This window comes from Porphyrobacter sp. CACIAM 03H1 (assembly GCF_002215495.1).
GTDB lineage: Bacteria > Pseudomonadota > Alphaproteobacteria > Sphingomonadales > Sphingomonadaceae > Erythrobacter.
In genome coordinates this window covers 1,801,183-1,819,674 of the sequence record NZ_CP021378.1, presented here as the reverse complement: position 1 = coordinate 1,819,674, position 18,492 = coordinate 1,801,183, and the positions used below count along the sequence as shown (strand labels likewise).

The following is an 18,492-nucleotide window of genomic DNA, read 5'->3' as shown; positions in this document are numbered from 1 at the left end:
GATCCGGACCCAGTCGATGCGTCTGACCGCTGCTCGTGTCCTCGCCGCTGCCTCGCTCGCCGTGGCGGCGGCGCTCCTCCCCAGCCCTGCCGCCGCCGCCGACGCGCCCGCGCCGCCGGCGGCGGTCCGTTTCGAGGTTGCGCCCTGGACCGAGGCGGTGGTGAGCGTTGCCGATCTCGACGCGAGCGCGGCATGGCTTCTCGCTGACGGTGGCTGGCGCGAGAGGATGCGCGGCGCCGTCTCGCGCGGCGAACTCGATTACTGGGGGCTGCCGAAGACCGTCTCGGGCGCCTTCCTTCTCGTGTGCGCCCCGGCGGCCGAAACCGGATGCATCCGCTATGTCCGCTTCGACAATGCCGAAGGACAGCGCCCCATCCGCCTCGCTGCACGCCCGTGGGACACGGGTGGCATTTTCTCCATCATGCTGCGCAGCGAGAACGTCCCCGCGCTGTTCGATGCGGCGATAGCGCGCGGTTGGTGGGCGGAAAGCCCGCCCTATGCCTTCCGCTTCGGCGGCTCGGATCTCGTCAATGTCGTGGTTCGCGGGCCCCACGGGGTCAATTACGCGCTCTACCAGCGCGATGCCCCGCCCTTCGAGAGCTTTCCGGTGGGCCGATTGAGCCAAGCCTTCAATGCCATGCGCATGGTGAGGGACCAGCCCGCCGCGCTGGCTTTCTACCGCGACCGACTGGGGTTCGGGGTGCTGTTTGATGCGCCCTTCACCGATCCCGAACCGCGCGCCAACAATTTCTCGGTGCCTGCCAACCTCGCCACCACCCTGGTCCGCCGCGCAGCGGTCGCTCAACCGGTGCTGCCGGGCGAGACAGGCCGGGTCGAGATGATGCAGTTCGAGGGCTTTGCCGGGCGCGACCTCTCGCAGTTCGCAGTGCCGCCCAACTGGGGCATCATCTCGCTGCGCTATCCGGTCACCGATCTCGAGGGATACCGCACCTTCCTGGCAGGCAATTCGGTCGCGCCGGCCTACGCCGCCACTGCGGTTGCGATCACCGGGATCGGCAGTGCCGATATCTTCGCGGTCCGCGACCCCGACGGCAATCTGACGGAATTCTACCGTGCCCGCTGACGTCGCCGTCCCGGCTTCTCGTGATTTCGTGCTGGTGCACGGCGCATGGCACGGCGGGTGGTGCTGGGATCCGGTGCGCGAACGGATCGAGGCGGCGAGGCACCGCGTCCACGCCCCTACCCTGCCGGGCCTTGCCGAACGGGCGAGCGAGCTCGATGCGGACATATCGCTGGCCGGTCACATCGCCGATCTGGCGCGATACATCACCGACCGCGATCTGTCGGACATCGTGCTGGCGGGCCATTCCTATGGCGGAATGGTGATCACCGGCGTGGCCGACCGGCTCAAGGACAGGATCGCCCACATTCTCTACCTCGACGCCGCCCTGCCCCGCGACGGCGAGAGCATGATCACCTATGGCGCGCCGCGGCCGCCCGAGGCGATTGCCGCCACCGAGGCCGGTCTGCGCCGCCTCGCGCCCGACGGTATCGCGATGGCCGCCTTTCCTCCGGCAATGCTCGGCATTCCGGAGGATCATCCGCTGCACGACTGGGTGGCCGAACGTCTCACTCCGCACCCGCTCAGGACGTGGCTCGACCCGATCCGGCTCGAGCACGGCGGCGCCGACGGCATCCCGCGCACCTATGTGCATTGCACCGATCCGGCGATGGCGCAGACGCAGTTCCCCTACATCGCGCAGATGGCCGCGTCCGACCCGACCTGGTCCTATGCCGAACTGGCGACAGGGCACGAGGCGATGCTGACCGCGCCGGACGACGTGGCGCGCCTGCTGCTGGACACGCTGCCGCGCCTCAGTCACCTTCCGCCAGCCCACCCCGCCAGTCATGTACAGGAGCACATGTGAGCCCCGACCCGACAAGGACCGAACCCGAGATCGCAGAGGAGCGCGGCGAATTCGCCAAGGGCTGGAAAGTCCTGCTGGCCGGCGTGCTGGGGGTGATGTGCGGCGCCTCGCCGATCCCCTACAACATCATCGGTTTCACGGTCGGCCCCCTTCGCGAGGAATTCGGCTGGAGCCAGACCGAGGCCGTCGTGCCGATCACCCTGTTCGGTGTGATCGCCAGCGTGCTCGCCCCGGTGTTCGGCTGGATGGCCGACCGCTTCGGCGTGCGCCCCGTGGCCCTGTGGTCGCTGCTTGCCTTTGCGCTGTCCTTCGCCGCAGTGGCGCTCACGCCAACGGGCGATCCGCGCGCGGCGCTCTACATCTATTACAGCCTGTGGGCGGTGATCGGGCTGATGGGGATCGGTTCGACCCCGGTGACATGGAGCCGCGCGATCAACCTGTGGTTCTACAAGAACCGCGGTCTTGCCCTCGGGATCCTGCTGCTCGGCACAAGCCTTGCCGCAATGATCGTGCCGCGCTTTGCCGTCGAGGTGATCGAGGCTCAGGGCTGGCGCGCGATGTTCGCCGCCGTGGCGCTCTTGCCGCTGGCGGCGCTTGCGGTCGCCTTCTTCCTGTTCCGCGAACCCCGTCCCGAGGAGCGCCCGCGCGCGATCGAGAGCGCCAGCGGGCGGCTCACCGGCGTGACGCTCGGCAAGGCGATGACCGACTACCGGTTCTGGATCATCTGGCTTTCGATCGCCTGCATCGCGACCGCTTTCGGGGGGGCCTTCATCAACTTGCCGACGATGCTTGCGCTGCGCGGAGTCGATGCCAAGACCGCCGCGAGCGTTATGGGCATCCTCGGCATCGGCATCTTCGCCGGACGGCTCATCACCGGCGCGCTGCTCGACCGCTTCTGGCAAGGCTTTGTCGCCTTCCCGCTGCTGTGCCTTCCGGCCGCCTCGGGGTGGATATTGCTGGGGGATTCGATCACTTTCCCGCTCGCCGCGCTGGCGGGGTTCCTGCTCGGCTTCGCCGCCGGCGCGGAGAGCGACCTCATCGCCTATCTGACGGGCCGCTATTTCGGCATGGCCAATTACGGGCGGATCTACGGGATGCTCTACATGCCCTTCGGGCTGGGGTCTGCCGCCTCGCCCGTCATCTACGCGCAGGCGTTCGACCGGACCGGGAGCTATGATCCGGTGCTGAGACTTGCGATCGGGGCTTTCGTGGTCGGGGGCGCCTTGCTGCTGCTGCTGGGCCGCTATCCGCAGACCCTTCCCGAGGCCGAGGGAGAGGACGAGCCTGCTCCGGCAGGGCTGGAGCCGGCCTGATGGCGAGCCTCGCAAAGGACAATCCGCTTGCCGCGGTCACGGCAGCGGTCAGTGCCGCCACGCTGCTGACCGACGATGCGGCGCTTTCACTCTACAGCCACGACGTGCTGACCTGCGGCGCGCGCCCGCTGGCGGTGTTCCGCCCCTCGAGCGTCGCGGAACTCGCCGCCGGGATAAGCGCGGCGACGGCGGCCGGCATCGCCATCGTCCCGCGCGGCGGCGGCATGAGCTACACCGGCGGCTATCTCTATGATGGCGGGCCGTTCCTGCTGGTCGACACCGAGGCGCTCGACGCGATCATCGCCATCGACGAGACCGACATGGTCGTCACCGTCGAGGCGGGGATAAGCTGGGACAAGCTCCACCGCGCGCTCGCGCCCCGCGGCCTGCGCGTGATGGCATGGGGCACACTCTCCGGCATCCGCGCGACCGTGGGCGGCGGGATGAGCCAGAACGGCATCTTCTGGGGCGCGCGTGCCGGCAGCGTGGTCGACAGCGCCGTGAGCTTCGACGTGGTGCTGGCCGACGGGACGATCGTCACGACCGGTTCCGCGTTCTTCCGCCCCTATGGCCCCGACCTCACCAGCCTGTTCGCGGCCGATTGCGGTGCCTTCGGCGTTAAGGCGCGGGTGCGGCTGAAGCTCGTGCGCGAAGCCTCTGCCTTCGCCTACGGCTCCTTCAGCTTCCCGGCGCATGACGCGCTGCTGCGCGCGATGAGCGCCATCGCCCGGGCGGAACTCGCATCGGAGAGCTTTGCGTTCGATCCGTTCCTGCAAGCCCAGAGGATGAAGCGCGACTCGCTGGTCAAGGACGCCAGGCAGCTCGGCAACATGCTCAAGGCAGAGGCGAGGTCGGGCGGGATCTTCAAGGCGATGAAAGAAGGCGCGAAGGTTGCGCTCGCCGGACGCTCGTTTCTCGACGGGGTCCCCTTCAGCCTGCACTGCATCGCCGAGGGGCGCCACCAAGGCGCTGTCGAGGCCGACATGCGTGCGATCGAGGCGATCGTGCGCGAGCATGGCGGCAGTGTGGTGGAGAACTCGATCCCCAAGGTCCTGCGGGCCAACCCCTTCCCCCCGCCCAATTCGATGCTCGGTCCGGGGGGCGAACGCTGGGTGCCGGTGCACGGGTTCCTGCCCCACTCCCGGCTCGTGGAGGCATGGGAGCGGTTGCAGAGACTGTGGGACGAAAACGCCGAGGAGATGGCACGGCTCAAGGTCGAAACGGGCGCGCTGATCGCGGCGACGGGGCGCTCGTCTTGCCTCATCGAGCCGGTGTTCTTCTGGCCGGGCGAGCACAATCCGCTCCACGTCCATGCGGTTGAGGCCGATCATCTCGCGCGCCTGCCGAAACTCGCCGACAGCCCCGAGGCGACAGCGCTGGTCGACCGGCTCAAGGGCGAGGTGATTGCGATCTTCCAGGGTCTCGGGGCGATCCACCTGCAGATCGCGCGGACCTACCCGCTGCGCGAGCGCCACGATCCGGCCGGGTGGGAGATCCTGCGCGCGCTCAAGCGGCAGGTGGACCCCAAAGGCCTGATGAACCCGGGCGCGCTCGGGCTGGGCGGCGATGCCGCTGATTGACCGCCGCCGCACGCTTGCCGCAGGATTGGGCGCAGCCGCCCTCGCCCGCGCACCGCTCGCATTCGCTCAAGGAGACGACGTGACCCAGACCGCCTCTTATTCCGCAATGGCGATGCAACTGACCGCGCGCTCGCTCGAGCGGCTGCCTGACATTGCAGCAGCGCGCGCGGCGATCCTCGCGCACATCGCCGAACTCGAAAACCAGATCCGCACCAGCGCGATCTTCGTCGCGCAGTATGCGGGCAAGCCGGTCAAGCTCGTGGTGCTGCCGGAGTATCTCTTCACGTCCTATCCGGGACGCATCTCCATCCCCGATTTCGCCGCGCGCGTGGGTTTCGCGGCCGACGGGCCCGAGTACGAGGCGCTTGGCGGCGTGGCCCAGAGGCTGGGGGTGTTTCTCGCCGGCAACGCCTACGAGACCGACGCGGCGTTTCCGGACTTCTACTTCCAGACCAGCTTCATCATCGCCCCTTCGGGAGCGGTTGTCCTGCGTTACCGGCGGCTGCTTTCGATGTTCGCCCCCTCCCCGCACGATGTGTGGGAAGCCTATCTCGACAAATACGGGCTCGAAGGCGTCTTTCCCGTCGCGCGGACCGACATCGGCAATCTCGCCTGCATCGCCAGCGAGGAAATCCTCTACCCGGAAATCGCCCGCGCGCTGGCGCTGCGCGGAGCGGAGGTGTTCTGCCATTCTTCCTCGGAAATCGGCTCGCCGCTCGCGACCCACAAGGACATCGCCAAGCAGGCCCGCGCGTTCGAGAACCTCGCCTATGTCGTCTCGGCCAATACGGCGGGAATTTCGGGCACGGCGATGCCGCTGGCGAGTGCCGATGGGAACAGCCAGGTGGTCGACTGGAAGGGCCGGGTGATCGCCCAGTCGGGCGAAGGCGAGACCTTCACCGCCTTTGCCGCCATCGACCTTCCCGGCCTGCGCGAGGCGCGCCGCACGCCGGCGATGACGAACTACCTCGCCCGCCAGCGCCCGGCGCTGTTCGCCCAGAGCTTTGCCGCTGCGGCCGAACCCTTCCGCGGCCCTGACAGCATGATGGAGGGCGGCAAGCCCGCCGTTCCCGACCGCGACCACTTTCAACGCGCGCAGGCCGAAGTGATCGAACGGCTCGCCAAAGCAGGAGTGATCTGATGCGGCACAGGAATGTCAGGGGACGGATCAGCTACACCTCGACCAAGCCCGAATGGCAGGGGCGCGAGCGAGGGCGCGAGTGGTTCAACTTCTCGCACCATGCCGATGGCTCGGTGGTGATGAGCGCACAGTGCGAGATCGAGGAGCCCGATCCCACGGTGCTGCGCAACGTGACCTATCACATCGGCCCGGGCATGGTGCCGCAGAACCTGCTGGTGCACCTGACGGTGGGCGACGAATTCCTCGGCTCGGGCTGGATGCGTCACGACGCGGCTGCCGGGACCCTGTCCTGCGAGAGCTACGGGCCTTCGATCGGGCGCAATTCGGAACTGCGCGAGGACGTGGGCGCCTTCGACGGCTTCGGCACCCACCCGATTGCGGGCGACGGATTCCTGACGCGGATCATGGATGTCAGCAAGGGGCCGCACAGGCGCAGGCTCAGGGTCTTCCTCCCCTCACCTGACCACCGTGGCGCCACCCCGCCGCAGCTCGCCGAGGTGTTCATCACGCTCGAATATGTCGGCGAGGCGGAAAAGACCGTCGCCGCCGGCACCTTTGCCTGCCGCCACTTCCGCTTCGTCGACGACAGCGGTGACGGCATGGGCGGGAAGACCCACCCCGATTACGACATGTGGGTGACGGCGGACGCGGATTCGGTCTTCGTCTATGGCGCGATCGACGGCTACATGATGAACCGCTACGAGTTGGTCGAACTGGAACGCTAGGTCCGGATCACGATCTTGCCGAAGTGGCTGCCGCTGTCGAGGCAGGCAAAGGCTGCGGGCGCATCGGCAAAGGCGAATTCGTGATCGACGGGGATCGCTATCCCCCGCTCGGCAACCACCGCCAGCGCGGCTTCGAGCATCGCGCGGCTGCCGCTGGCGATGCCCTTGATGGCGATGTTCTTGCCGATCAGCGCGCCTTGGCTCGCGCCGGCGACATCCTGCGGCGATCCCGCGAGCGCGCCGAGCGTTCCGATCCGCGCATTGGTCGCGCAGGCGGCGATGGTCTCTCCCAGCGCGGAGAATCCCAGCGTGTCGACCACCACGTCCGCTCCGCGCCCGCCTGTCGCTTCCAGCAGCGCCGCGCTCCAGTCGGGCCGGGCCTTGTAGTTGATCGCGTAATCGGCGCCCATGGCCCGTGCGCGCGCGAGCTTGTCGTCGCTCGACGAGGTGATCGCGAAACTTGCCCCGAGGGCTTTGGCCAGAAGCAGCGCGAAGATCGAGACCCCCCCTGTGCCCTGCACCAGCACGAGGCTCCCCGCACCCGCCCCGCCGAAGGCAACCATCGCGTGCCACACCGTCGCGCCGACCACGGCGAGGCTCGCGGCGGTCTGGTCCCCGACCCCCTCCGGCACTTTGAGCGCCGCAGCCGCAGGGAGCACGATCCGTTCGGCCAGCCAGCCATCCGCGCTCACGCCCATGTCCTGCGCGAACACCGCGGGGGAATAGGCCGCATCGTCGCGCCAGCCGAGGAAATGCGGCGCGATCACCCGGTCGCCCGGCTTGAGGCCGGTCACGCACTCGCCCAGAGCGATCACCTCTCCGACGCCATCTGACAGGGGAACGCGGGTGTCGGGCACACCCGTTCCGTATTGCCCCCGCAGCACCATCAGATCGCGGTAGTTGAGCCCTGCGGCGATGACCCGCACCAGCACCTCGCCCGGCCCCGGATCGGGCGCGGCACGCTCGGCGAGCCGCAACCCGCCGATACCCCGGCTGCCGATGTTGCGCGGCCCGATCTCCCATGCGCGCATCATGCATTGCCCCTTTCGGCATAGGCATCGATCGTCAAGGGCGTGCCGGTCTGGCGGATAAGCGCCTGTTCGCGCAGGAAGCGCGTCAGCCCGCTGTCGCCCATCCGGCTCGGCCCGAGACCCGAACCCTTGCGCGAAAGGTTGGTGGCATCGCCGACCATGCTGGTCAGCGCCCCGTCCTGCAGCGACACCGCGCCGGCATCGAGCAGCGGGGCAATCGCGGATGCCTCTTCGAGGGAGCCCGCCAGCACCGCCGCCGACAGGCCGTAGTCGCTGTCATTGGCGAGCGCGATCGCCTCGTCGATCGTGTCGAACACCGTCACCGGCAACACGGGGCCGAAGGTCTCCTCGCGCATCACCGCCATTGCCGGCGTGACATCGACCAGCACGGTCGGGCGCAGATAGGCCCCGCCCTCCAGCCGCTCGACCGTGCCGCCTGCCAGCACCCGGGCACCCTCGGCGACGGCGGCGTCGATCTGCGCCTGCACTTTGTCGGCCTGGTCGGGGAAGATGAAGGGGCCAAGGTGTCCGCTCGCCGGATCGGGATGCGTGAGACGCACACCTTGCGCTCCCGCGACGAGCGCGGCGAGGAAGGGCTCGGCAATGGCACGCGCGACATAGATGCGCTCGATCGACTGGCACGCCTGTCCGGTGGCGACGATCGAGGCGCGCAAGGCCACGCGCGCGGCCCATACCGGGTCGGCACCGGCGGTGACGATCATCGGATCCTTGCCGCCCAGCTCGAGATTGGCCGGGATCAATCGCCGCGCGGCGGCCTCGGCGACCTTGCGGCCGGTCACGGTCGAGCCGGTGAAGCAGACGTAGTCGACCTCCTCGATCAGCGCCTGTCCCACGTCCGCCCCGCCCATGACATAGGCAAGCGGAAGGTCCGGCACCCGGGCCAGCACCGCGCGCATCGGTTCGACGAAGCGGGGGGTGACTTCGGACGGCTTCACCAGCGTGGCCGATCCCGCCATCAGCGCGGGCACCGCGTCGATATGGCTCAGCACCACCGGAAAGTTCCACGGCGCGATCGCCCCGAACAGCGGGACGGCGCTGTAATTCGTGACCAGCTCTATCCCGGGCGTCAGCGACGGCTTGGGGCCGCGCTCGAACCCGGCGAACAACTCGGGCCCGCGTTTCGCCCAGCGGCGGATGTTGGCGATGAACCCCTGCACCTCGATCGCCGCTATCGCCTGTCGTCCGGTGTCGACCGACAGGGCAGCAATGATGCTCCCTGCCGACGCTTCGACGGCATCGGCGAGACGCATCATGACCGCTGCGCGCCCTTCCGGACCGAGGGATTCCCATGCGGGCTGCACCGCGCGCAGCCGCGCGGCTTCGGCGGCGATCTGCGCGCGTGTGCTTTCGGCAAAGGCGAAATCCGCCTCGCCGGTGCGGGGATTGCGCGCCTTCATGTCTGCGCCTCCCACGCGGCAACGATCTCGTCCCCACGCGCGAACCACGCCTCGGGCCGCGCGGCAAGATCGGCGAGCAGGCCTTCGAGCGCGCCGATGCGGTAAGGCAAGCCCATGATATACGGCGTTATATGGATCGGCAGCATCCGCCCCGCCCCCTGTTCCGCCGCCTCCCGGGCCAGCCAGTCGAAGGCGTCGCGCAAGCTCTCGGCCCAGCTGTCGGCGCTCTTCTGCTGGACGGTGATGATCTGGCGGTCGGACAGCTCGTGGTTGAGCGGGAGGTTGATGAGACCATTGGCGAAGCGATAGGGCAGCTCGTCATTAACCCAGTCGCAGCAATAGGTTAGCCCCTGATCCCTGAGGATGCCGGGCGTCGCGAAGCTCTGCTGGCGCGCGATCGAGAGCCACCCCGTCGGGCGCACCCCGCTGGCGCGCTCGATCCGCTCCATCGCATCGGCCACCAGGGCGCGCTCCGCGTCGGGATCGAGGGTGGAATCCACCGTCCCGTTCATGTCGGTCGAATGGGCAATGACCTCGTGACCACCTGCCGACAACCCCGCGACGAGTTCGGGATAGCGTTCCGCAATCGCGGCATTGGTGGCAAAGCTCGCCTTTACCCCGGCCTTTTCGAACGCCTCGAGGAAGCGCCACGCCCCGACCCGGTTGCCGTAATCGCGGGCGGTGTAGTGGCGGTAGTCGGGATAGGCCGTGACCATGTGCCCCGGCGCGGCGAAAGGGCCGCCGAGGATGATCGGGAACCATTCGAGGCTGACGCAGACCCACACCGCGACCGACCCTTGCGGCCAGCGCAGCGGCGGGCGGGCGTGCATGTTCGACCATTCGTAGAGATCATGGTCATAGCCTTCGCGGCGCAGCGGATATTGCGTGTAGCTTTCGGGCAGCGTGCTCATCCGACCTGCTCCCGCCACGCATCGACGATCTCGCCCGCCCGCGCGATCCATGCGCGGCCATCGGCGGCGATGTGGCGCAGGGCTTCCTCGAAGGGACCGATCCGGTGCGGCTGACCGATCAGGTAGGCGTGCAGCGGAATGCACATGACCGTGCCCGAGCGTTCGCCCTCGGCCGCCAGGCGTTCGAACTGGCGGATCAGCGTCTCGGCATATTCGCGCCCGCTCATGTTGTAGACGAAGAAGCCGTAGTGGTCGTTCACCTCGAGGCTGTAGGGTATCGAGGCCAGCCGGCCCTTCGCCACCTTCACCTCCTGCACCTGATCGTCGTGATAGAGATCGCAGGTATAGTCGAGCCCGTATTCCGCGATCAGGTCGAGCGTGCGCGGCGTGTGGGTCAGCGCCGGGGCGAGCCAGCCGCGGATCGTCTGCCCCGTGGCCGCGCGCACGGTGGCGATCGAATCCTCGATGATCGCGCGTTCCTGTTCCTCCGTCATGTCATAGGAATAGCGGGTGTTGTAGATGCCGTGACTGAAGAACTCCCATCCGCGCGCCGCCGCATCGGCGACCACTTCGGGATGGTGCTGGCACAGCGCGACCGACAGGCTGACCGAGCCGGGGAAGCCGTGGCGGCTCATCACCTCGGCCATGCGCCAGTGGCTTACGCGGTTGGAGTGGTCGCGGTGCGAGAAGCCCACCACGTCGGGGTGCGGGCGCGGCCACGGTTTGCGCTTGGGGTGAACGGGCGGGTCGAACTCGTAGTATTCGAGATTGGGCGCGACCCACACGGCGACTGTCTTGCCACCCGGCCAGATGATCTTCGGCCGGGCATTGTAGGGATGGTAGTCGTAAAGCTCCGGGTCGCCCGCACCTTCCCGCATCAGCGCGCCTCCAGCCAGTCGATCACCGCCTGCACGGGCTCCACGTCGGCATATTTGAGCTGGAGGTCGGTGAGGTTGGCGAAGTGGTAGCTCTCGTGCTTGTCGGCGCAGGTCTCGATCGGGACGATGGTCCTGTAGCCGTGGCTCAGCGCATCGACCGCGGTGGCCCGCACGCAGCCCGAGGTCGAACCGCCGGTCACCACCACGGTATCGACCCGGTGGAAGGTCAGGTAGCTCGCCAGCGGGGTCTCGAAGAAGGCGCTCGGCATGCGCTTGGTGTATTCGAGATCGTCGGGGTGAATGTCGCAGCGCGGGTCGAAGGCGTGGCGCTCGCTGCCGTACTTGATGTTCTGCAGGCTGTCCTCGGTATCGGTGCGCGTGCCCCACACGCCTGCGTCCCCGGCATCGGCCTTGTAGGCGACGCGGCTCCACACCACCGGCATCCCCCGCTCGCGCGCCAGGCGGCTGATCGTGTTGATGTATTCGATCTGGCGCGGGTCGGTCTCGTAGGCGGTCCTGAACATGTCCATACGGGTATAGGCCTGCTGGACATCGACATTGACGATGGCGAGCTTGCTGCCGAAACCGAACTTGCGGCGGGCGGGGTTCGCCATCACCTCATCGAACAGCTGGCGCGCGGTCCTGCCGTCCGAAATCATTCTCGTGCCGATCAATTCCGTCATGTCCGGGCTGTCCCTCGCACCTGTTCGATTCCGCTTTGACACGGGACAATAAACGGGCGTAGAGGCTTGTCGAGTGAAATTTGTCCGGACAACTTTTGCGCCATGATAACGCGGCACATGCTGACGATCCCCGGCACCGGCAGGCGCGTGCACTACCGTCGCTGCGGCAGGGGTCCGGCGCTGCTGATGGTCCACCAGAGCCCGCGATCCTCGGCCGAATACGAGCCGCTGATGCGCCAGTGGGGCGAGCATTTCACCTGCATCGCGCCCGACACGCCGGGCTTCGGCCTGTCCGATCCGCTGCCGGGCCAGCCCGAGATCGCCGACTTCGCCGATGCGCTGTGCGAGACGATCGATGCGCTCGGGATCGGTTGCTGCCCCGCCTACGGCTTCCATTCGGGCGGCATCATCCTCGTCACCGCGCTTAAGCGCCAGCCGCACCGGTTCCGCGCGCTTGCGGTCGGCGGCTACGCGATCTGGAGCGAGGCCGAGATGCGCATCTTCGGGGAGCGTTACCTGCCCGAGTTCCACCCCGCGCCCTATGGCGAGCACCTCGCCTGGCTGTGGAACCGGATGCTCGAACAGAGCTGGATCTTCCCGTGGTTCGACACGCGCGAGGAAGCGCGGCTGCCCGGGGCCCATGCCGATGTTGCACGGGTGGCGCAGGCGGTGATGGAGATGCTGGAGGCCGGCAATGCCTATCAGGCGGGCTATGGCGCGGTGCTGCGCGCGCCGCGCGACATTCCGCCTGCGGATGCTGCCGTGCCGCCCTGTCTGATCAGCGCCTATGCCGGCGATCCCCTGCAGGCGCATATCGATCGTCTCGGGCCGATGCCCGCCGGGTGGGAGGCGAGGAAAGTCGCCACCCCCGCCGAGCATCAGGACGCCAGCCTCGCCTTCCTGCGCCGGCACGGTGGCGATGCGCCCTGCCCTCCCATCGCCGAGGATGCGCACGAAGGCTGGGTCGCTCTGCAAGGCGGCCTGATCCACTGGAAGGGCGCGCGCGGCGCCGACCGTCTCGTGCTCCATGCGCCCGCCAGCGAAATGGCCGATCCGGAGCCTGGCACCCTTGCGCTCGACGTTCCCGGCCACGGCCAGTCCGATCCCTTCGACGATCTGCAAGGCGCGATCGAGGCGACGGCGCTGGCGCTCGGGGCAGAGGCGATCCTGTGGCCCGCGCCGCCGCCGGGCGACCCGGAGCGGCTCTATCCCGACATGACGCCCGACCGCTTCGGCGCCTATCTCCAGCGCGCCTGGGCCATCGCCCGCGTCGAGGCCTTCTTCGCGCCGTGGTACGAGGCGAGCGCCGCCCATGCGATCCCGCTCGACGCGGCGGCGCTCGAGCCACCCGCACTCCAGCGCCGCGCCCGCGCCCGGATCGTCGCGGGGGATGCCGCGCGCCGCTGGCATGATACACTCAGCACCATCAAGGGAGAGACCGGATGACCGACTTCGCCAAGGCCATGCCGCTGCTCGCGCGCCACGAGGGCGTGTGGGACGGCACCTATTCCTATTTCAACGCGAAGAACGAGAAGGTCGACGAGCACGCCAGCCGCCTGCTGTGCCGCATCACCGGCGACCCGGAGGTGCCCTATCGCCAAACCAATCACTATCGCTGGCCCGACGGGCGCACCGAGGTGCGCGATTTCCCCGCGACCTACCGCGACGGGCGCATCTGGTGGGACAACGAGCTGATCCAGGGCTGGGCGGCGGAAGTCCCGCTCGACGAATACAACCGCACCATGATGCTCTACTGGCAGCGCACCGGCGATCCCTCGCTCTATCTCTACGAGCAGATCCAGATCTCCGATTGCGGGCAGCACCGCTGCCGCACGTGGCACTGGATCAGGAACGGGATGCTGGAAACGCGCACCGCCATCCAGGAAACCTTCGTCACCAGGGACTGGCGCGCGGTGGATGCGGAAATGAAGGCGAAGGGCTGACGCGGCACCCATGGGACTGACCCTGTTCGACAAGATCTGGGACGCGCACCGCATCGCCGAAACGGCGGGCGGCGCGCACCTGATCGCGATCGACCGGGTGTTCCTGCACGAGCGCACCGGCGCGGCGGCGCTCCGGCGCATGGCCGAAACCGGGCGGAGCGTGCTCGATCCGGCGCGGGTCTTCGCGGTGATGGATCACATCGTCGACACCCGCCCGGGGCGCGGCGACGGCACGCTGATGCCGGGCGGCGAGGGCTTCATCACCGAAACCCGCGCAGCGACGCGGGCCGCGGGGATCAGGCTGTTCGATGTCAACGACCGCGATCAGGGGATCATCCACGTGATCTCGCCCGAACAGGGGATCGTGCTTCCCGGCATCACGCTGGTCGCGCCCGACAGCCATACCTGCACGCAGGGGGCCTTCGGCGCGCTCGCCTGGGGCATCGGCAGCAGCGAGGCCGAGCACGCGATGGTCACGGGCACGCTCAGGATGGAACGGCCGAAGACGATGCGCGTGACCTTTACCGGCCGGCTTGCCCCCGGCGTCACCCCCAAGGACATGGCGCTCGCCCTGATCGCGGCGCATGGCGCGGGCGGCGGGGCGGGCCATGCGGTGGAGTTTGCCGGAGAGGCGGTGGCGGCGCTCGACATGGAGGGGCGCATGACGCTCTGCAACATGGCGACCGAGTTCAGCGCCATGACCGGGATCATCGCGCCCGACGCGAAGACTTTTGCATACCTCGCCGGTCGCCCCTACGCCCCCGAAGCCTTCGACGATCCCTATTGGGCGACCCTCCGATCCGACACCGATGCGGCCTTCGACCGCGAGATCGCGATCGACGCCGGCGCGCTCGCGCCGATGGTGAGCTGGGGCACCAGCCCCGAACACACGATCCCCGTCACCGCGTCCGTGCCTCAGGGTCCGCAGCGCGCGCATGACTACATCGGCCTTGCCCCCGGCGCGCCGCTCGCCGGGACGCCGATCGATGCCGCCTTCATCGGCTCGTGCACCAACAGCCGCATCGCCGATCTGCGCCGCGCCGCCGCGCTCCTGAAGGGCCGCCGGATCGCGCCCTCTATCCGGAAGGCGCTGGTCGTGCCCGGCTCGCTCGCGGTCAAGCGGCAGGCCGAGGCCGAGGGGCTGGACAAGGTGTTCGAGGCCGCAGGCTTCGAATGGCGCATGAGCGGCTGTTCGCTGTGCTTCTACGCGGGCGGCGAGGGATTCCCCGAGGGCTCGCGCGTGATCTCCAGCACCAACCGCAATTTCGAGGGCCGGCAGGGGCCCGGCAACCGCACCCACATCGCCTCCCCCGAAACCGTCGCTGCGAGTGCCATCGCCGGGGCCATCGCCGATCCGCGCACCCTCGCCCGCGAGGAGGCACCCGCGTGAAGCCGGTCTCGACCATCACCAGCCCCGCAGTGCCGCTGCTGCGCGACAATATCGACACCGACACGATCATCCCCAGCCGCGAGATGAAGACCACCGGGCGCACCGGCCTTGCGGGCGGGCTGTTCGCCCCGTGGCGCTACACCGACGCCGCCACCCGGATCGCCGACCCGGCCTTCGCGCTGAACCGGCCCGATGCCGCGGGCGCCCGCGTGCTGCTGGCCGGAGCGAACTTCGGCTGCGGGTCGAGCCGCGAACACGCCGTCTGGGCGCTCGCCGAATTCGGGATCGAGGCTGTGATCGCCCCCTCCTTCGCCCCGATCTTCAAGGGCAACTGCATCCGCAACGGCCTGCTGCCGATCGAACTGCCCGAGGATGTCGTGCGCAGTCTCGGCTGGCGGACGCTGACCATCGATCTTGCCGCACAGACCGTCAGCGCAGGGGACGAAAGCTGGCCCTTCGCCATCGATTCGGAAGCCAGGGCGATGCTGCTCGAAGGGCTGGATGCGATCGACCTCACCCTGAAGCAGGGGCAGGCGATCCGCGACTGGCTGGCCGGTGACCGGCAGCTGCGGCCCTGGGCCTATCTGGAGAACGCCACATGACCGAGATCCTCGTCTCCGAAGTCGGCCCGCGCGACGGGCTGCAATCGATCAGCCGGGTCATGCCGCTCGAAGCGAAGAAGCGGTGGATCGCGGCGGAGGCGGCGGCGGGTGTGCGCGAGATCGAGGTGGGTTCCTTCGTGCCCCCGAGCCTCCTGCCGCAGATGGCCGACACCGCCGAACTCGTCGCCTTCGCGCGCGGCATCGACGGGCTCAACGTCGTGGCGCTGGTGCCCAACGCGAAAGGCGCGGCCCGCGCCGCCGAGGCCGGGGTGCACGCGATGAGCATTCCCTTCTCGATGAGCGAGACTCACTCCCTGAAGAACGTGCGCAAGGATCACCCCGCCATGCTGGCCGAAATCGCGGCGGCGGCGGCCGTTGCACGCGAGGCGGGCATTCACTTCGCCGTGGGCCTCTCCACCGCCTTCGGCTGCACGATGGAGGGCGCGGTGAGCGAGGATGCGGTGGTGCGCCTCGCCGAACGGGCGGTCGAGGCCGGGGCGCAGGAGCTCTCGCTGTCGGACACCACCGGCTATGCCGATCCGGCCCAGGTGCGAAGGCTGGTGCGCCGGGTGCGCGCGGCGGTGGGCGCGGACAGGATGACGACGCTCCACCTCCACAACACCCGCGGCCTCGGCCTCGCCAATGTCGTGGCCGGGCTGGAGGAAGGGATCACCACCTTCGACGCCTCGCTCGGCGGTCTCGGCGGCTGCCCCTTCGCGCCCGGGGCCAGCGGAAACCTCGTCACCGAAGACCTGGTGCTGATGCTGAACAGCATGGGCCTCAAAACCGGGATCGACCTCGAGAAGCTCCTCGAGGTGCGTGCGATCCTCGCCGAGGCGCTGCCCGGTGAGCCTCTCTACGGCTTCACCCCCGATGCAGGACCCATGAAGGACTACGCGCAGAGGATCGCCGCATGAGCGCCCCCACCCCGCTCGCCGGCATCCGCGTGGTCGAATTCACGCACATGGTAATGGGCCCGGTGGTCGGCCACATTCTGGCCGGCCTTGGTGCCGAGGTGGTGCGGATCGAACCCATCGGCGGCGACAGCACGCGCCGCCTCAAGGGCTCGGGCGCGGGCTATTTCCCGATGTACAACCGCGGCAAGCAGTCGATCTGCCTCGACCTGAAAAGCGCCGAAGGCGTCGCGGTCGCCCGCGACCTCGTGGCGCAGGCCGACGTGCTGGTGGAGAACTTCCGCCCCGGCGCGCTCGACCGGCTGGGGCTGGATTACGAGAGCTGCGCGGCGGCCAATCCGGGGCTGGTCTACTGCTCGGAAAAAGGGTTCCTGCCCGGCCCCTACGAGAACCGCACCGCCCTCGACGAGGTCGCGCAGATGATGGGCGGCCTCGCCTACATGACCGGACCGCCGGGCCGCCCCTTGCGCGCAGGCGCGAGCGTGATCGACGTGACAGGCGGCATGTTCGGCGTGATCGGCGTGCTCGCCGCGCTCGAGGAACGCCACCGCACCGGACGCGGCCAGAAGGTCACCGCCAGCCTGTTCGAGACCACCGCCTATCTCGTCGGCCAGCACATGGCGCAGTTCGCCGTCACCGGCAGCCCCGCCGCCCCGATGCCGGCGCGGGTCTCGGCCTGGGCGATCTACGACGTGTTCGAGACGAAGGACGAGCCGGTCTTCATCGGCGTCGTCACCGATGCGCTGTGGGAGAAGTTCTGCCGTCTGTTCGCGCTCGACGATCTGTGGGCGGACGAGACCCTGCGCGAGAACAACGCCCGCGTGGCGGCCCGTGACCGGATCATCCCTGCGATCCGCGCGCTCGTCGCCACCATGACGCGGGCCGAGGTGATCGCGAGGCTCGACGGTTCGGGCCTCCCCTTCGCCCCCATCGGCAAGCCCGAGGACCTGTTCGACGATCCCCACCTCCAGCACGGGGGGCTGGAGGATGTGACGCTCGACAACGGCACCGCGGTCCGCCTGCCCACCATCCCGCTGGAGATGGGCGGCGCACGGATCGGCGCGCCGCAGCAGCTCCCGACGCCCGGGCGCGATGCGCGCGGCGTGCTGGCGGGGCTGGGTTACGACGAGGACAGGATCGCCGACCTGATTGAAAGCGGCGCTGTGGGAGAGAGCGCATGAGGATGATCGCACTGGCCGCCGCCACAAGCCTGCTGGCGGGCTGCGTTGTCGATATCGGCAGCAGCGCCCCGCGCGCGGCCGCCGCGCCCGCGACCGCCTCTCCGGGCGTCGCCGCGCCGAAGGAGCGCCTGCCCACCGATGTGCGCCGCGCCACGATCATCGTGCGCGACATGGAGAAGTCGCTCGCGCTCTACCGCGACGTGATCGGGCTTCAGGTCAATTACGACACCACCGTCCAGACCTCGGGCGTGGCCCTGCCGGCGGGCGAGCCGGGCGCCACGGCGCGGCTGGTGCTGCTCAACGCCAATGACCCTTGGGTTGGCTGGGTCGGGCTGATGGAGTGGGTCGATCCCGCGATCCCGGCGGGCGACTATCCCAAGCGAATGGGCCCGGGCGATGTGGTGCTGGTGCTCAACACCGACGATGTCGAGGGCCGCTGCGCGCGGGCGAAGCAGGTCCCAGGCGTGACCTTCACCGCCGAGGCACGGCTCCAGACCTATCCGGGCCGGAACGGCGGGCCGGAGATCCGGGTGATGGGCTGCAACTTCTTCGACCCCGACGGGATCCTGATCGAGCTCAACCAGATCCTGCAATAAGATCGGGCCCGTCGATCAGCAGCACCTGCACATCGGCCAGCCCTTCGCGCAATTTCTTCGCCTCGGCATATTCGGGGCTGTTCCAGAAGGCCCTGGCCGCCGCGCGGTCGGGCCATTTGGAGATGACCATGCTGGCCCCCTCCCCGAACTGGCCCTCGAGGCATTCGGCGCCCGGACCGCGCAGCATGTATTCGCCGCCGAACTTCGGGATCAGGGCCGCCGCCGCCGCGCCGTAGCCGGCGATGAAGGCCTCCCGGTCGCGGATCGCGGCGGTGACGATCATGTAGGCGGGCATCG

Annotated in this window: 19 protein-coding genes; 13 read left to right on the top strand and 6 right to left on the bottom strand. The window is 68.8% G+C overall.

Features of this window, described 5'->3' with window-relative positions:
* Positions 1-16: 16 nt before the first annotated feature.
* The 6 genes from CBR61_RS08705 (at position 17) to CBR61_RS08680 (ending at position 6,648) form a co-directional block, all read left to right on the top strand.
* Complete coding sequence (locus CBR61_RS08705; RefSeq protein ID WP_088914004.1) at positions 17-1,084, top strand: VOC family protein; 1,068 nt, start codon at positions 17-19, stop codon at positions 1,082-1,084.
* A complete protein-coding gene (locus tag CBR61_RS08700; protein WP_088914003.1) occupies positions 1,074-1,889 on the top strand; it encodes an alpha/beta fold hydrolase in 816 nt (271 codons plus the stop codon). Before CBR61_RS08705 ends, CBR61_RS08700 begins: the two co-directional genes overlap by 11 nt.
* A complete protein-coding gene (locus tag CBR61_RS08695) occupies positions 1,886-3,202 on the top strand; it encodes an MFS transporter (protein ID WP_233996679.1) in 1,317 nt (438 codons plus the stop codon). The genes CBR61_RS08700 and CBR61_RS08695 overlap by 4 nt, the downstream gene beginning before the upstream one ends.
* Positions 3,202-4,782 (top strand): FAD-binding oxidoreductase, encoded by a 1,581-nt coding sequence (locus CBR61_RS08690; RefSeq protein WP_088914002.1) that lies wholly within the window; start codon positions 3,202-3,204, stop codon positions 4,780-4,782. The genes CBR61_RS08695 and CBR61_RS08690 overlap by 1 nt, the downstream gene beginning before the upstream one ends.
* A gap of 79 nt (positions 4,783-4,861) precedes the next feature.
* Positions 4,862-5,923, top strand: coding sequence for a nitrilase-related carbon-nitrogen hydrolase (locus CBR61_RS08685; RefSeq protein WP_233996678.1), 1,062 nt, complete (start codon positions 4,862-4,864; stop codon positions 5,921-5,923).
* Positions 5,923-6,648: a hypothetical protein gene (locus CBR61_RS08680; RefSeq protein ID WP_088914000.1), complete on the top strand. Its 726-nt coding sequence runs from the start codon at positions 5,923-5,925 to the stop codon at positions 6,646-6,648. Before CBR61_RS08685 ends, CBR61_RS08680 begins: the two co-directional genes overlap by 1 nt.
* On the opposite strand, the gene CBR61_RS08675 is transcribed toward CBR61_RS08680, so the two are convergent.
* Genes CBR61_RS08675 through CBR61_RS08655 form a run of 5 tightly spaced genes read right to left on the bottom strand, consistent with a single transcriptional unit; the run spans position 6,645 to position 11,569 of the window.
* Complete coding sequence (locus CBR61_RS08675) at positions 6,645-7,682, bottom strand: zinc-dependent alcohol dehydrogenase family protein (protein ID WP_088913999.1); 1,038 nt, start codon at positions 7,680-7,682, stop codon at positions 6,645-6,647. The genes CBR61_RS08680 and CBR61_RS08675 overlap by 4 nt on opposite strands.
* A complete protein-coding gene (locus CBR61_RS08670) occupies positions 7,679-9,097 on the bottom strand; it encodes an aldehyde dehydrogenase family protein (protein ID WP_088913998.1) in 1,419 nt (472 codons plus the stop codon). The genes CBR61_RS08675 and CBR61_RS08670 overlap by 4 nt, the downstream gene beginning before the upstream one ends.
* Entirely contained in the window at positions 9,094-10,008 is a 915-nt protein-coding gene (locus CBR61_RS08665; protein WP_088913997.1) for a polysaccharide deacetylase family protein, read from the bottom strand. Before CBR61_RS08665 ends, CBR61_RS08670 begins: the two co-directional genes overlap by 4 nt.
* The gene (locus tag CBR61_RS08660; RefSeq protein WP_088913996.1) at positions 10,005-10,886 is read right to left on the bottom strand and encodes a polysaccharide deacetylase family protein; all 882 of its coding nucleotides are present in this window, start codon (positions 10,884-10,886) and stop codon (positions 10,005-10,007) included. Before CBR61_RS08660 ends, CBR61_RS08665 begins: the two co-directional genes overlap by 4 nt.
* Positions 10,886-11,569 (bottom strand): isochorismatase family protein, encoded by a 684-nt coding sequence (locus tag CBR61_RS08655; RefSeq protein ID WP_088913995.1) that lies wholly within the window; start codon positions 11,567-11,569, stop codon positions 10,886-10,888. Before CBR61_RS08655 ends, CBR61_RS08660 begins: the two co-directional genes overlap by 1 nt.
* A gap of 117 nt (positions 11,570-11,686) precedes the next feature.
* Here CBR61_RS08655 and CBR61_RS08650 point away from each other — a divergent pair, with 117 nt between their 5' ends.
* The 7 genes from CBR61_RS08650 to CBR61_RS08620 are packed head-to-tail and all read left to right on the top strand — an operon-like array spanning position 11,687 to position 18,195.
* Positions 11,687-13,015: an alpha/beta fold hydrolase gene (locus CBR61_RS08650; protein ID WP_233996677.1), complete on the top strand. Its 1,329-nt coding sequence runs from the start codon at positions 11,687-11,689 to the stop codon at positions 13,013-13,015.
* On the top strand, positions 13,012-13,512 hold the full coding sequence (locus CBR61_RS08645) for a DUF3598 domain-containing protein (protein WP_088913993.1): 501 nt from the start codon (positions 13,012-13,014) through the stop codon (positions 13,510-13,512). The genes CBR61_RS08650 and CBR61_RS08645 overlap by 4 nt, the downstream gene beginning before the upstream one ends.
* Positions 13,513-13,522: 10 nt before the next feature.
* Entirely contained in the window at positions 13,523-14,902 is a 1,380-nt protein-coding gene (locus CBR61_RS08640; protein WP_088913992.1) for a 3-isopropylmalate dehydratase large subunit, read from the top strand.
* Positions 14,899-15,504, top strand: coding sequence for a 3-isopropylmalate dehydratase small subunit (gene leuD, locus CBR61_RS08635; RefSeq protein ID WP_088913991.1), 606 nt, complete (start codon positions 14,899-14,901; stop codon positions 15,502-15,504). The genes CBR61_RS08640 and leuD overlap by 4 nt, the downstream gene beginning before the upstream one ends.
* Positions 15,501-16,421, top strand: coding sequence for a hydroxymethylglutaryl-CoA lyase (locus CBR61_RS08630; RefSeq protein WP_088913990.1), 921 nt, complete (start codon positions 15,501-15,503; stop codon positions 16,419-16,421). The genes leuD and CBR61_RS08630 overlap by 4 nt, the downstream gene beginning before the upstream one ends.
* Entirely contained in the window at positions 16,418-17,599 is a 1,182-nt protein-coding gene (locus CBR61_RS08625) for a CaiB/BaiF CoA transferase family protein (protein WP_088913989.1), read from the top strand. The genes CBR61_RS08630 and CBR61_RS08625 overlap by 4 nt, the downstream gene beginning before the upstream one ends.
* Positions 17,596-18,195, top strand: coding sequence for a VOC family protein (locus CBR61_RS08620; protein WP_088913988.1), 600 nt, complete (start codon positions 17,596-17,598; stop codon positions 18,193-18,195). Before CBR61_RS08625 ends, CBR61_RS08620 begins: the two co-directional genes overlap by 4 nt.
* Here the strand turns inward: CBR61_RS08620 and CBR61_RS08615 are convergent.
* On the bottom strand, positions 18,176-18,490 hold the full coding sequence (locus tag CBR61_RS08615; RefSeq protein WP_088913987.1) for a DUF1330 domain-containing protein: 315 nt from the start codon (positions 18,488-18,490) through the stop codon (positions 18,176-18,178). The genes CBR61_RS08620 and CBR61_RS08615 overlap by 20 nt on opposite strands.
* Between the last annotated feature and the right edge of the window lie 2 nt (positions 18,491-18,492).

Excerpts from the sequence above, each read along its gene's own strand:
- CBR61_RS08705 (WP_088914004.1), top strand. The coding sequence starts at position 17 with ATGCGTCTGACCGCTGCTCGTGTCCTCGCCGCTGCCTCGCTCGCCGTG.
- CBR61_RS08690 (WP_088914002.1), top strand. The coding sequence starts at position 3,202 with ATGGCGAGCCTCGCAAAGGACAATCCGCTTGCCGCGGTCACGGCAGCG.
- CBR61_RS08680 (WP_088914000.1), top strand. The coding sequence starts at position 5,923 with ATGCGGCACAGGAATGTCAGGGGACGGATCAGCTACACCTCGACCAAG.
- CBR61_RS08675 (WP_088913999.1), bottom strand. The coding sequence starts at position 7,682 with ATGATGCGCGCATGGGAGATCGGGCCGCGCAACATCGGCAGCCGGGGT.
- CBR61_RS08670 (WP_088913998.1), bottom strand. The coding sequence starts at position 9,097 with ATGAAGGCGCGCAATCCCCGCACCGGCGAGGCGGATTTCGCCTTTGCC.
- CBR61_RS08665 (WP_088913997.1), bottom strand. The coding sequence starts at position 10,008 with ATGAGCACGCTGCCCGAAAGCTACACGCAATATCCGCTGCGCCGCGAA.
- CBR61_RS08660 (WP_088913996.1), bottom strand. The coding sequence starts at position 10,886 with ATGCGGGAAGGTGCGGGCGACCCGGAGCTTTACGACTACCATCCCTAC.
- CBR61_RS08655 (WP_088913995.1), bottom strand. The coding sequence starts at position 11,569 with ATGACGGAATTGATCGGCACGAGAATGATTTCGGACGGCAGGACCGCG.
- CBR61_RS08650 (WP_233996677.1), top strand. The coding sequence starts at position 11,687 with ATGCTGACGATCCCCGGCACCGGCAGGCGCGTGCACTACCGTCGCTGC.
- CBR61_RS08645 (WP_088913993.1), top strand. The coding sequence starts at position 13,012 with ATGACCGACTTCGCCAAGGCCATGCCGCTGCTCGCGCGCCACGAGGGC.
- CBR61_RS08640 (WP_088913992.1), top strand. The coding sequence starts at position 13,523 with ATGGGACTGACCCTGTTCGACAAGATCTGGGACGCGCACCGCATCGCC.
- CBR61_RS08630 (WP_088913990.1), top strand. The coding sequence starts at position 15,501 with ATGACCGAGATCCTCGTCTCCGAAGTCGGCCCGCGCGACGGGCTGCAA.
- CBR61_RS08625 (WP_088913989.1), top strand. The coding sequence starts at position 16,418 with ATGAGCGCCCCCACCCCGCTCGCCGGCATCCGCGTGGTCGAATTCACG.
- CBR61_RS08620 (WP_088913988.1), top strand. The coding sequence starts at position 17,596 with ATGAGGATGATCGCACTGGCCGCCGCCACAAGCCTGCTGGCGGGCTGC.
- CBR61_RS08615 (WP_088913987.1), bottom strand. The coding sequence starts at position 18,490 with ATGCCCGCCTACATGATCGTCACCGCCGCGATCCGCGACCGGGAGGCC.